The sequence below is a fragment of the Streptomyces sp. SID4985 genome (assembly GCF_009863025.1).
Lineage (GTDB): Bacteria > Actinomycetota > Actinomycetes > Streptomycetales > Streptomycetaceae > Streptomyces.
The window spans coordinates 17,637-30,006 of sequence record NZ_WWIR01000261.1 but is presented as its reverse complement, the minus strand read 5'-3'; the positions used below and the strand labels follow the sequence as shown (position 1 = coordinate 30,006).

Below are 12,370 nucleotides of genomic sequence, written 5' to 3'. Positions count from 1 at the left end.
CCACCCCCACCCCGACGCCCACTCCGCCGAACCCGGGCAACTCCTGCAAGACCGCCTGGAGTTCGTCGGCCGTGTACGTCAGCGGGGACGAGGCCTCGTACAACGGGCACAACTGGAAGGCCAAGTGGTGGACCCAGAACGAGGCGCCGAACGGCTCCGACTGGGGCGCCTGGCAGGACGAGGGCTCCTGCTGACCGCGGGCTGACCTCTTGACGGTGATGGTCCGAACCTTTACGTTCCGGGTCGTCAACGTCCATGGATGCGCCCGGAGTTCACGGATGTGAACTCCGGGCGTGTCCGGTTCTACGGGAGGACCCCCACATGACCCCCCACATGACCCGCTCCCGGCTCCTCACGGCGGCGACCGCCACCGCGCTCGCCCTGACGCTCGGCGTGTTCGGCGGCAGCGCGCAGGCGGCCGATCCGCATGTCGCGCCCGGCGGCAACTTCGACCTCGCCATCTGGCAGCTCCAGGAGCCGGTCGGCTCCCCCGGCGCCCCCACCACGATCCCCTCGTCCCGGCTGCGCGGCGCGAACGGCTACCAGGACGCGTACTTCTACACCGACACCCGCGACGGCGCGATGACCTTCTGGGCGCCCGAGAAGGGCGTCACCACGCCCAACTCGAACTACGCCCGCTCGGAGCTGCGCGAGATGAACCGCGACGGCGGCGCCGCCGACTGGAAGCTCTCCGGCTCGCACCGGCTGAGCGCGACTCTGCGCGTGGTCTCGGTGACCAAGAACGTGTGCGTCGGCCAGATCCACCTCGGCTCGGGCGGCTCCTCCACCAAGCCGCTGGCCGAGCTGTACTACCGCGCGAACGGCGACATCGTGCTCGGCACCGAGGACTCCCCCTCCGGCGGCCAGACCACGCACCCGGTCGGCCATGTCCCCCTCGGCAAAACCTGGACCTACACCATCGCCGTGACCGGCGGGAACACGATCGAGCTGACCGTCAACGGCACCACCACCCGCTACGCCATCCCGTCCGCCTTCTCGCCGTACCGGCAGTACTTCAAGGCCGGGTCCTACAACCAGTCCTCCTCCGACAGCACGACCAACGGCGCGAAGGTCGGTTTCTACGGGCTGACCGTGTCGCACAGCTGATCCACAAGGTTCCGGAGCAGCCTCGCAGTGACCCGCTTCACACCCGGACATACGGTGTGACCTGCGCAACTGGTGCATTTGAGCGAAGGGTCGTAGCGTCGGTGCGCACACGGTCGGACACGGCGCTACAGGTGGGAGCGACCATGCGCGGAAAACTGATGGGAACGGCGGTCACCCTGGCGGCGGGGGCGCTGCTCGCGGCGGCCATGACCACGGCCTCGGCCAGCCCCCCGGACGATTCCGCCGCGCACACCGACGCCTCCCGGCCCGTCCTGGTCGACTGCCTGTGGCAGCGCGATGTGCGTCCGGCGGACTTCATCCTGGCCTGCGGCGACGGGAACAGCCGTCTGCTGGGGCTGCACTGGACGAAGTGGAACGACGGCAAGGCGGTCGCCGAGGGTGTGAACTGGGTCAACAACTGCGACCCGTACTGCGCCCGGGGCACCTTCAGGGGCTACCCGGTGACCGTGCGGCTCGACCGCCCGGCCGAGTGGAAGAAGGAGCCGGGGGTGCGGCACTTCACCCGGATGACGCTGACCTACAAGGACGCCCGTCCCGACGGGTTCAAGCAGGTCATGACGTACCCGCTCTGGGACTGAGGGCGGCGGGCTCCGGGAGCGGCGGCAGGGCTCCCGGAGCCTTGTGCGAGAGGGCGGCGACCGGCCGGGTCAGACGATCTCGGCGAGCAGGTCGCCGCCCTCCACCTGCTGGATGCGGTTGATGGCGAGCCGGGCGATCCGGCCGGCCTTCGGCGCGGTGATGGTGGCCTCCATCTTCATCGCCTCGATGGTGGCGATCGTCGCTCCCGCCTCGACCTCGTCGCCCTCGGCCGCGGCGAGGGTCACCACTCCGGCGAACGGCGCCGCCACATGACCCGGGTTCGCGCGGTCGGCCTTCTCGGTCACCGGCACGTCGGAGGACGCGGAGCGGTCGCGGACCCGGATGGGGCGCAGCTGGCCGTTGAGCGAGGACATCACGGTGCGCATCCCGCGCTCGTCGGCCTCGCCGACCGCCTGGAGCTCGATCAGCAGGCGCACCCCGGGTTCCAGGTCGACGCCGTACTCCTTGGCGGGGCGCAGCCCGTAGAAGAAGGTCTTGCTGTCCAGGACGCCGGTGTCGCCGTACGACTGGCGGTGGGCCTCGAACTCGCGGGTGGGGCCGGGGAAGAGCAGCCGGTTGAGGGTGGGCCTGCGGTCCTTGGCCAGCCCCTCGCGGTCCTCGGCGGACAGCTCGGGCACCGGCTTGGGCTCGGCGCGGCCGCGCAGGGCCTTGGTGCGGAACGGCTCGGGCCAGCCGCCGGGCGGGGTGCCCAGCTCGCCGCGCAGGAAACCGATCACCGAGTCCGGGATGTCGAAGCGGTCCGGGGTCTCCTCGAAGTCCTCCGGTGACACTCCGGCGCCGACCAGATGCAGGGCGAGGTCGCCGACCACCTTGGAGGACGGGGTGACCTTGACCAGGCGGCCGAGGATGCGGTCGGCGGCCGCGTACATCGCCTCGATCTCCTCGAACCGGTCCCCGAGGCCGAGGGCCACGGCCTGGGTGCGCAGGTTGGAGAGCTGGCCGCCGGGGATCTCGTGGTGGTAGACGCGCCCGGTCGGGGAGGCGAGGCCCGCCTCGAAGGGGGCGTAGATCTTGCGCACGCTCTCCCAGTACGGCTCCAGCTCCTCGACGGCCGCGAGGTCGAGCCCGGTGGGCCGGTCGGAGTGGTCGGTCGCGGCGACCAGCGCCGAGAGGGAGGGCTGCGAGGTGGTCCCGGCCATGGAGGCGACCGCGCCGTCCACGGCGTCGACACCCGCCTGGATCGCGGCGAGGTAGGTGGCGAGCTGGCCGCCCGCCGTGTCGTGCGTGTGCAGATGCACGGGGAGGCCGAACTCGCTCCGCAGCGCGGTGACCAGCTTCGTCGCGGCGGGTGCCCGCAGCAGGCCCGCCATGTCCTTGATCGCGAGGACATGGGCCCCGGCCTCGACGATGCGCTCGGCGAGGCGCAGGTAGTAGTCGAGGGTGTAGAGCCGCTCGCCGGGGTCGCTGAGGTCGGCGGTGTAGCAGAGGGCGACCTCGGCGACGGCGGTGCCGGTCTCGCGCACGGCCTCGATGGCGGGGCGCATCTGGTCCACGTCGTTGAGCGCGTCGAAGATGCGGAAGATGTCGATGCCGGTGGCGGCGGCCTCCTGCACGAAGGCGTCGGTGACCTCGGTGGGGTACGGCGTGTAGCCGACGGTGTTGCGGCCGCGCAGCAGCATCTGGAGGCAGATGTTGGGAATCGCCTCGCGCAGCGCGGCCAGCCGCTCCCAGGGGTCCTCGGCGAGGAAGCGCAGCGCCACGTCGTAGGTGGCGCCGCCCCAGCACTCCACGGAGAGCAGCTGCGGCAGGGTGTGCGCGACGACGGGGGCGACGGCGAGGAGGTCCTTGGTGCGCACCCGGGTGGCGAGCAGCGACTGGTGGGCGTCGCGGAAGGTGGTGTCGGTGACGCCGAGGGTACGGGACTCGCGCAGCTGCCGGGCGAAGCCCTCGGGACCGAGATCGACGAGCAACTGCCGGGAACCGGACGGGGGTTCACCCGCCGGGACCTTCGGCAGCTTGGTGACCGGATCGGGCAGGTCGGGGCGCTCGCCGTGCGGCTTGTTGACCGTGACGTCGGCCAGGTAGGTGAGCAGCTTGCTGCCCCGGTCGGCCGAATGACGTGCCGTCAGGAGCTGTGGGCGTTCCTCGATGAACGAGGTGGTGAGCCGCCCGGCCCGGAAGTCCGGGTCGTCCAGGACCGCTTGCAGGAACGGGATGTTGGTGGCCACACCTCGGATACGGAACTCGGCCACCGCGCGCCGGGCGCGGCCGACGGCGGTCTGGAAGTCCCGTCCCCTGCAGGTGAGTTTGACCAGCATCGAGTCGAAGTGGGCGCTGATCTCCGTGCCCGCGTGGGTGGTTCCGCCGTCGAGCCGGATGCCGGAGCCGCCCGGCGAACGGTACGCGCTGATCCGGCCGGTGTCGGGGCGGAAGCCGTTGGCGGGGTCCTCGGTGGTGATGCGGCACTGGAGGGCGGCGCCGCGCAGCTTGATCCGGTCCTGGGAGAGACCGAGGTCGGCCAGGGTCTCCCCGGCGGCGATGCGCAACTGGGCCTGGACCAGGTCGACATCGGTGACCTCCTCGGTCACCGTGTGCTCGACCTGGATACGCGGGTTCATCTCGATGAAGACGTGGTTGCCGTCCCGGTCGAGCAGGAACTCCACGGTGCCCGCGTTCCGGTAGCCGATCTCGCGGGCGAAGCGCACGGCGTCGGCGCAGATACGGTCGCGCAGCTCGGGGTCGAGGTTGGGCGCGGGGGCGAGTTCGATGACCTTCTGGTGGCGGCGCTGGACCGAGCAGTCGCGCTCGTAGAGGTGGATGACGTTGCCCTCGCCGTCGGCGAGGATCTGTACCTCGATGTGGCGGGGGTCCACGACGGCCTTCTCCAGGAACACGGTCGGGTCGCCGAAGGCGGAGGCGGCCTCGCGGGAGGCGGCCTCGATGGACTCGCGCAGCTGGGCGGGGTCCTCGACCCGGCGCATGCCCCGGCCGCCGCCGCCCGCGACCGCCTTCACGAAGACGGGGAAGCCGATCTCCCCGGCGGCGCGCACGAGTTCGTCCACGTCGTTGGAGGGCGCGGAGGAGGCGAGGACGGGGACTCCGGCGGCGCGGGCGGCGGCGACCGCGCGGGCCTTGTTGCCGGTGAGTTCCAGGGTGGCGGCGCTCGGGCCGACGAAGGTGATGCCCGCCTCCTCGCAGGCGCGGGCCAGCTCGGGGTTCTCCGAGAGGAAGCCGTAGCCGGGGTAGACGGCGTCGGCTCCGGCCCGGCGGGCGGCCGCCACGATCTCGTCCACGGAGAGGTAGGCCCGTACGGGGTGCCCCTGCTCCCCGATCTCGTACGCCTCGTCGGCCTTGAGCCGGTGCAGCGAGTTGCGGTCCTCGTAAGGGAACACGGCGACCGTGCGCGCGCCCAGCTCGAAGGCCGCGCGGAACGCCCGGATCGCGATCTCACCCCGGTTGGCGACCAGCACCTTGCGGAACATCTCGGATTCCCTTCAGCCTGCCGGCGACGTACACCATCGTGTCAGCCAAGCCCTGCCCCGGTATCTCGCGGAAACACTAGGGGGTACCCGCTCCGGTCGAGGTGCGAAAACCGTCACATTGACGTGGCCCTGCCGACGTGACCGCACGTGCGGGCGCGGGAGGAGGCGGCGCGGTGGCCGGGGCGGGGGCGGGGGCGCGGGGGAGGTCCCGTCGTACCGCCGGGGGCCGTGCGTGCCGTACCGCCGGGAATCGCGGGAGGTGGCGCAGCCGGGCGCCGTGGGTGTGCAGGAAGCCCAGCACGACGGCGGCGCCCACCGCGATCAGGTGCTCGCGGCCCGCGAGGTTGGGGACGGCGATGGACTCCCACACCATCGATCCGCCTGTCAGAGTGAAAACCACGGGTGCCCGGCGGACCACCGCCAGATAGGTGAACAGACCCACGACCGCCGCCGAAGGACCGGTGTCGAGGACCTGCCCCGCCTCCGGCGGCAGCCCGAGACCCCACCAGCCGTCCGGGCCGAGCGCGATCATCGCCCGCGCGGTGAGGGTACCGGCCAGGGTCGTGGCGTAGGCGATGAAGAGGGTGCGGGCGCGGCCGAGGACGAGTTCGGCGAGCGCGAAGGCGAGGAAGAGCTGGGTGATGCCCGCCCAGACCGGGAGGTCGAGGGCGGGGACGTAGAGCGAGACAGGGGTGCGCAGCAGGGACAGCCACAGGGGCAGGTCGGCGGTGACGCCGCCGAGACGGCGCACCCAGGTGGCGCCCGCCGGGTGCTGCGCGATGTCGTGGAAGAAGATGACCCCGAAGGCGGCGACGAAGCCCAGCGGGAGCCCCGCGAGCCCGCGGTGGGCGAGTCTGCGCACCGGGTCGACGACGATGGCGTGCCACTCGCCCCGCAGTACGCGTGCGGTGCCCCGGGCGAGCCGCGCGAGCGCGGCGCGGATCATCGGGGTGCGCCCGCCCCTGGGCGCGCCCTCGCTCACGCCTCCGCTGATGCCCCCGCTCATGAGGCGCGATGCCCGGTCGTTCCCGGCAGCCCCGACCCACACATCGCCCCCTCCCCCTGCCGTGCCCGGGTGCGGGACGGCCGTCACAGTTCAGCGAGCCGGAGGCCGGTCGTCAAGATCTTCGGCGGGGGCGACTCCGTGACAAGAATCGGGTTCCGGGGGCTCAACCTCGCGCGACCCGGGGGCGTCCGGCGTTCCGTGCCGTATGGGCATACGGCACCGGGCGCCCGGTTCACGGCCAACGCGCGGGTTTGCACGTCCACTTCATGGACTGCCGCTGCTTTCTTTCCACTTTGATCATCAACTCTCGTATAGTGACCGCCGGTTCACCGAGACAGTCGTTTTTCCGTCAGCCGACCCGCGCCGCTCCGCCGTTCCCGTTTTGTTCCCCCCTCTGTGCCAACTCCCATCTGCCATCTGCCATCTGCCATCTGCCGCGAGGACCACACCGGACCGATGACCGCGCCCACGCCATCAGGCGACCGTTCCTCCCTCCGCGCGCTCGCCGCCGCGCTCGCCGCGACCGCCGCCTTCTCGGTGCTCGCGCTCGCCGTGGCGGTGGCGATCGCGCCGGACCCGGCGCGCAACGCGCTCCTGTGGTGCGGGATTCCGGCCGCGGCCCTGCTCTCGGCCGCCGTGACGAGTGCCGCGTACGCCGTCCACACCGGGCGTCTACTGCACCGCCGTCTGGAGGGGGCGGCCGGGGACATCGCCCGCCTCACCCAGCAGCGCGACCGCCAGACGGAGGACGCGCGCCGGGAGCAGCAGCGGCTCATCAACGAACTCGCCGCCCAGCGGGTGGAGTTCAAGGAGGAGCGGCAGCGGCTGGAGCGGGAGGGCGCCGGTTCGCTCGATGAACTCTGCTCCGAACTGGAGTCCGTTCGAGAGGAGTTGGAGCAGGCTCGGCGCGAGCGGGCGGCGGCGGTCTCGGCGACCTCCAACGCGGCGGCCCGGATGCAGGCCCTCGCCACGGCCACGCTGGCCGACCTGCGCGCGATGGAGGACCGGCACACCGACGAGGACGTGCTCACCGATCTGCTCCACCTCGACCACCGTACGGCCCAGGCGGGCCGCCTCGCCGACTCCATCGCCGTACTCACCGGGGCCCGTTCGGGCCGACGGTGGGCGCGACCGATCGCGCTGGAGTCCATCCTGCGCGGCGCGATGGGGCGCATCGGCGGCTACCGGCGGGTGCGGGTGCACTCCACCAGCGATGCCGCCGTCGCCGGGCACGCGGCCGAGGGCGTGATGCACGCGCTGGCCGAAATCCTCGACAACGCGACGAACTTCTCGCCGCCGACCGCCGAGGTCCATGTGTACGTGGAGGAGGTCCCGGCCGGGGTCATCGTGTCCGTGGAGGACAGCGGCCTGGTGATGGGCGACGTGCAGCTGCGCCGCGCGGAGAAGGCGGTCACCGGTGACGTGTCCGGGCTCGGCGGCCTCACGGGTACCCGGCTCGGGCTCGCGGTGGTGGGGCGGCTGTCGCGCAAGCACGGTCTCAAGGTCTCCTTCCGGCCCTCGGCGCGCGGCGGCACGGGCGTGCTGATGCTGGTCCCGCAGGAGATCCTGACGAGCCCGGTCCCGCCGGAGCGGGTGCCCCCGACAGCCCTTCCGGCGCCGGTCGACGTCGAGCCGGAGGAGTCGGACAACCTCCCGCGCCGCCGCCGGGGCCGCACCCTGGCGGAGGCCGAACGCTCCCGCGCGGCCCGCTCCGCGAACCCCTCCCCGGCCCCCGATCCGGACCAGGCCAAGACCCGGGCGGCCCGCTTCACGAGCTTCCGCAAGGCGGTACGGCCGTCCGGCACCACGTCGGGCTCCGCGAGGCCGGAGGCGGCGTCACCGGCCGAGGCGGACGGCCCGGTTCCGGGCGCTCTGACCCCGGGTGCCCCGGTCTCGGACGCCCTGGCCCCGGGCATCCCGGCCTCCGACGCCCTGGCCCCGGGCACTCTGACCTCCGACGCCCCGACCTCGGGCACCCCGGTCTCGGACGCCCCGGCCGAGCCCCGCCGACCTACCGGCACCGCCCACACGGAGGCGGACCCCGCGTCCCCCGCCCGCGCGGAGCGCACCCGCGCCACCGTCCCGCGTCCCCGCAGCGGCGCCCCCGCCGACGTCTCCCCGGGCGAAAGCCCCGCCCACAGGCACCCGGTGGACCCGGTGGCCGCCCGGGGCGACGGCGCGGCGGGCGGACACGCCGAGGCCGCCGCCCCCGATGCCACCACCTCCGTCGCCCCCGACGGCACCTCCTCGTCCGAGCACCACCCCACGCACCCGGAAGGCCCCACTTCATGACCGGCCCGACCACCACCGACGACAAGCTGACCTGGCTCCTCGAGGGGCTCCTTGAGAAGACGCCGGGTGCGAAGCACGCGCTCGTGCTGTCCCGGGACGGGCTGAAGCTGTGCCGCTCGCCCGAGCTGTCCGTCGACCAGGCCGACCAGCTCGCCGCGATCGCCGCGGGCATCCAGTCCCTGTCGCAGGGCGCGTCCGTGGAGTTCGGGGACGGCAGCGGCGGGGTCCGCTCCGCGATGACCGAGTTCTACGGCGGAGTGCTGTTCATCGTCGAGGCGGGCTCGGGAGCCCACCTGGCGGTGATCACCAGCGACGACGCGGACCCCGGCGTCGTGGGCCACACCATGAGCGAACTGGTGGAGCAGATCGGTGAGCACCTGACCGCTCCGCCCCGTTCCTCATGAGCCGTCCCGGCAGGGACGACGCCCCTGACCGTCTCTACACGATCACGCACGGACGTGTGGGCCCGACTCCCGACAACCCGTTCGACCTGGTCACGCTGGTCGTCGCCGAGTCGGCGCCCACGCCCGGTATGCAGTCGGAGATGGTGGCGATCCTGCGGATGACCGAGTTCCCCACCTCGGTCGTCGAGATCGCCGCCGAGCTGCGGCTGCCCGTCGGCATCACCAAGGTGCTGCTCGGCGATCTGCTGGACCAGGGGCGCGTCAGCGCACGCCATCCGCACCGGCCGGCCATCACCGACCCCGACATCCTGGAGCAGGTGCTCGTTGGACTCCGCAATCTCTGACGCGCGCACCCCGTTGGGTGCCTCCGCCGACAACGGTCTGAAGATCGTCGTCGTGGGCGGCTTCGGCGTCGGCAAGACCACCCTGGTCCGCTCGGTCAGCGAGATCCGTCCCCTCAACACCGAGGAGACGATGACGCAGGCCGGTGCGTCGGTGGACGACATCGAGCAGGTGCGCGGCAAGTCCGCGACGACCGTCGCCTTCGACTTCGGCCGCATCACCCTGGACGCGCACAACGTGCTGTATCTGTTCGGGGCGCCGGGCCAGGAGCGGTTCTGGTTCCTGTGGGACCGGCTGTTCTCGGGCACCCTCGGCGCGGTGGTGCTGGTGGACACCCGGCGCATCGACGACTCCTGGTACGCCATCGACCGCCTCGAACACCACGGCACGCCGTTCATCGTGGCCTGCAACGACTTCGGCGGCCCGGTGCGCGCCTCCGAGGAGGTGCGTGCCGCCCTGGACCTCGATCCGGACATTCCGCTGATCGACTGCGACGCCCGTGACCGCGAGTCGGCCAAGCGGGTCCTGATCACCCTGGTCGAGCATGTGCGCAGGCAATACGCCGCTGCCGCAGGGTCGTTGACGGCGGAGGTGGTGTGATGACCGACGCCGTGCCCCTCGGCGGACCCCGGTTCCAGACCGAACCCGCCCAGCTGTACCGGGAGATGCGCCGCGACCACGGTTCCGTGGTGCCGGTGCTGCTCGACGGCGACCTGCCCGCGTGGCTGGTGCTCGGCTACCGCGAACTGCATCAAGTCACCGGAGATCCGGTGCTGTTCAGCCGCGACTCCGAGCTGTGGAACCAGTGGGAGAACGTGCCGGACGACTGGCCGCTGCTCCCGATGATCGGCCACCGCCAGCCGTCGATCCTCTACACCGTCGGCGAACGGCACCGCCAGCGCGCGGCGATGGTCAGCAACGCGCTGGAGTCGGTCGACCCCTTCGAACTCCGGGGCCAGGCCGAGCGGTTCGCGGACGAGCTGATCGACTCGCTGTGCTCCTCGGGCGAGGCCGACCTCGTGGGCCAGTACGCCGGACTGCTGCCCGTACGGGTGCTGGCGCATCTGTACGGCTTCCCGGACGAGGAGGGACCGGGGCTCGTCACCGCGCTCAACGACATGATCGACGGCCGGGAGCGGGCGCTCGCCGGGCAGGCCCATCTGGCCTCCTCCATGGCCCGGTTGGTCGCCGAACGGGCCAAGGAGCCCGCCGACGACGTCGTTTCCCGGATGCTCGCCGATGACAGCGGGTTCACCGAGGAGGAGCTGGTCCAGGACCTGATGGTCATGATGGCGGCCGGTCACCAGCCGACCGCCGACTGGATCGGAAACTCGCTGCGGCTGATGCTGACCGACGAGCGGTTCGCCGCCTCGCTGTTCGGCGGCCGCAACAGCGTCGCCGAGGCGATGAACGAGGTGCTCTGGGAGGACACCCCGACCCAGAACGTGGCCGGGCGCTGGGCGGCCCGCGACACCCACCTGGGCGGCCGCCGCATCCGGGCGGGCGATCTGCTGCTGCTCGGCCTCCAGGGCGCCAACTCCGATCCCCAGGTGCGCACCGACGCCTCGGCGCTGACCGGCGGCAACAACGCGCACTTCTCCTTCGGGCACGGCGAGCACCGCTGTCCGTTCCCCGCGCAGGAGATCGCCGAGGTGATCGCGCGCACCGGCATCGAGGTCGTCCTCGACCGGCTGCCGGACATCGATCTGGCGGTGCCCGCCGGATCCCTGAGCCGCCGCCCCTCGCCCTGGCTGCGCGGGCTGACCGAGCTGCCCGTCCGGTTCACGCCCGTACCCGCCCTCTGATCTCGCGTCACCCCGGCCGGAGTTCGCTGCTCCGGCCGGGTCCGGGGCCGTCCCCGGCGCGACGCGCAGTACTCCGACCCCTGCCCTGGGAGGCATGTCCCGATGACGACCGGTACCGCGACGTCCCCGATCCCCCTCGACCCCTTCGTCACCGACCTGGACGGCGAGAGCGCGGCCCTGCGCGCGGCCGGTCCGCTCGCCGCCGTGGAGCTGCCCGGCGGCGTGCCGGTGTGGGCGGTCACGCACCACGCCGAGGCTAAGGCGCTGCTCACCGACCCCCGTCTGGTGAAGGACATCAACGTGTGGAGCGCCTGGCGGCGCGGTGAGATCCCGGCCGACTGGCCGCTGATCGGCCTGGCCAACCCGGGCCGCTCGATGCTCACCGTGGACGGCGCCGACCACCGCAGAATGCGCACCCTGGTCGCGCAGGCGCTCACCCCGCGCCGGGTGGAGCTGATGCGCGAGCGCATCGAGAAGCTCACCCAGGACCTCCTGGACGCGCTGCCCGCAGGTGACGAGACGGTGGACCTGAAGGCGGCCTTCGCCTACCCCCTGCCGATGTTCGTCGTCGCCGACCTCATGGGCATCGACGCCGCCGAACTCCCGCGTCTGAAGGTCCTGTTCGAGAAGTTCTTCTCCACCCAGACCCCGCCCGCCGAGGTCCTCGCGACCCTCACCGAGCTGGCCGGGATCATGGCGGCCACGGTGGCGGCGAAGCGGGCCGAGCCGGGCGACGACCTCACCAGCGCCCTGATCCGTGCCTCGGCGGACGGCGACCACCTCACCGACGAGGAGATCGTCTCCACCCTCCAGCTGATGGTGGCCGCCGGTCACGAGACCACGATCTCGCTGATCGTCAACGCGGTCGTCAACCTCTCCGCCCACCCCGACCAGCGCGCCCTGGTCCTGTCCGGGCAGGCCGACTGGTCCGCGGTCGTCGAGGAGACGCTGCGCTGGTCCACGCCGACCTCGCACGTGCTGATCCGCTTCGCCACCGAGGACGTACCGGTCGGCGACAAGGTCATCCCGGCCGGGGACGCGCTGATCGTGTCGTACGGCGCGATCGGCCGCGACGAGCAGGCGCACGGGCCGAGCGCCGGGGAGTTCGACATCACGCGCGAGACGAAGAACCGGCACATCTCCTTCGGCCACGGCCCGCACGTGTGCCCCGGCGCGGCGCTCTCCCGCCTGGAGGCGGGGGTCGCCCTGCCCGCGCTGTACGCCCGCTTCCCGCACCTGGACCTCGCGGTCCCGGCCGCCGACCTGCGCAACAAGCCGGTGGTCACCCAGAACGACCTCTTCGAGCTGCCGGTGCGCCTGAACGGCTGACGTGCGCCGCTGAACGGTCGGCCTGCCTCTGAACGGCCGACT

At 72.3% G+C, this 12,370-nt stretch carries 11 protein-coding genes; 9 read left to right on the top strand and 2 right to left on the bottom strand.

Annotated elements, in window-relative coordinates; genetic code table 11:
- From GTW40_RS10780 to GTW40_RS10770, 3 genes are all read left to right on the top strand, one after another.
- Positions 1 to 194: carbohydrate-binding protein (locus tag GTW40_RS10780; RefSeq protein ID WP_237525445.1), on the top strand; the 194-nt coding region annotated here is incomplete at its 5' end.
- Positions 195 to 333: 139 nt separating this feature from the next.
- The gene (locus tag GTW40_RS10775) at positions 334 to 1,107 is read left to right on the top strand and encodes a polysaccharide lyase family 7 protein (protein WP_161179948.1); all 774 of its coding nucleotides are present in this window, start codon (positions 334 to 336) and stop codon (positions 1,105 to 1,107) included.
- Positions 1,108 to 1,250: 143 nt separating this feature from the next.
- A complete protein-coding gene (locus tag GTW40_RS10770; RefSeq protein WP_161179946.1) occupies positions 1,251 to 1,706 on the top strand; it encodes a hypothetical protein in 456 nt (151 codons plus the stop codon).
- Between the two features lie 69 nt (positions 1,707 to 1,775).
- Here the strand turns inward: GTW40_RS10770 and GTW40_RS10765 are convergent, their stop codons facing one another.
- Both GTW40_RS10765 and GTW40_RS10760 read right to left on the bottom strand, forming a co-directional pair.
- Positions 1,776 to 5,150 (bottom strand): pyruvate carboxylase, encoded by a 3,375-nt coding sequence (locus GTW40_RS10765; protein ID WP_161179945.1) that lies wholly within the window; start codon positions 5,148 to 5,150, stop codon positions 1,776 to 1,778.
- 76 nt (positions 5,151 to 5,226) lie between these two features.
- On the bottom strand, positions 5,227 to 6,096 hold the full coding sequence (locus GTW40_RS10760; protein WP_202485689.1) for a hypothetical protein: 870 nt from the start codon (positions 6,094 to 6,096) through the stop codon (positions 5,227 to 5,229).
- Positions 6,097 to 6,612: 516 nt separating this feature from the next.
- Between GTW40_RS10760 and GTW40_RS10755 the strand changes: the two genes are divergently transcribed.
- The 6 genes from GTW40_RS10755 to GTW40_RS10730 all read left to right on the top strand — a co-directional run bounded on the left by GTW40_RS10755 (position 6,613) and on the right by GTW40_RS10730 (position 12,328).
- The gene (locus tag GTW40_RS10755; protein WP_161179943.1) at positions 6,613 to 8,448 is read left to right on the top strand and encodes a sensor histidine kinase; all 1,836 of its coding nucleotides are present in this window, start codon (positions 6,613 to 6,615) and stop codon (positions 8,446 to 8,448) included.
- On the top strand, positions 8,445 to 8,852 hold the full coding sequence (locus GTW40_RS10750; RefSeq protein ID WP_161179942.1) for a roadblock/LC7 domain-containing protein: 408 nt from the start codon (positions 8,445 to 8,447) through the stop codon (positions 8,850 to 8,852). Before GTW40_RS10755 ends, GTW40_RS10750 begins: the two co-directional genes overlap by 4 nt.
- Positions 8,849 to 9,196 carry a DUF742 domain-containing protein gene (locus GTW40_RS10745; RefSeq protein WP_161179941.1) on the top strand — a complete coding sequence of 116 codons (348 nt, stop codon included), beginning with the start codon at positions 8,849 to 8,851 and terminating at the stop codon, positions 9,194 to 9,196. The genes GTW40_RS10750 and GTW40_RS10745 overlap by 4 nt, the downstream gene beginning before the upstream one ends.
- Positions 9,197 to 9,209: 13 nt before the next feature.
- The gene (locus GTW40_RS10740) at positions 9,210 to 9,794 is read left to right on the top strand and encodes an ATP/GTP-binding protein (RefSeq protein WP_161179947.1); all 585 of its coding nucleotides are present in this window, start codon (positions 9,210 to 9,212) and stop codon (positions 9,792 to 9,794) included.
- Positions 9,794 to 10,999, top strand: coding sequence for a cytochrome P450 (locus tag GTW40_RS10735; RefSeq protein WP_161179940.1), 1,206 nt, complete (start codon positions 9,794 to 9,796; stop codon positions 10,997 to 10,999). The genes GTW40_RS10740 and GTW40_RS10735 overlap by 1 nt, the downstream gene beginning before the upstream one ends.
- Positions 11,000 to 11,101: 102 nt before the next feature.
- The gene (locus GTW40_RS10730) at positions 11,102 to 12,328 is read left to right on the top strand and encodes a cytochrome P450 (RefSeq protein WP_161179939.1); all 1,227 of its coding nucleotides are present in this window, start codon (positions 11,102 to 11,104) and stop codon (positions 12,326 to 12,328) included.
- Positions 12,329 to 12,370 lie beyond the last annotated feature (42 nt).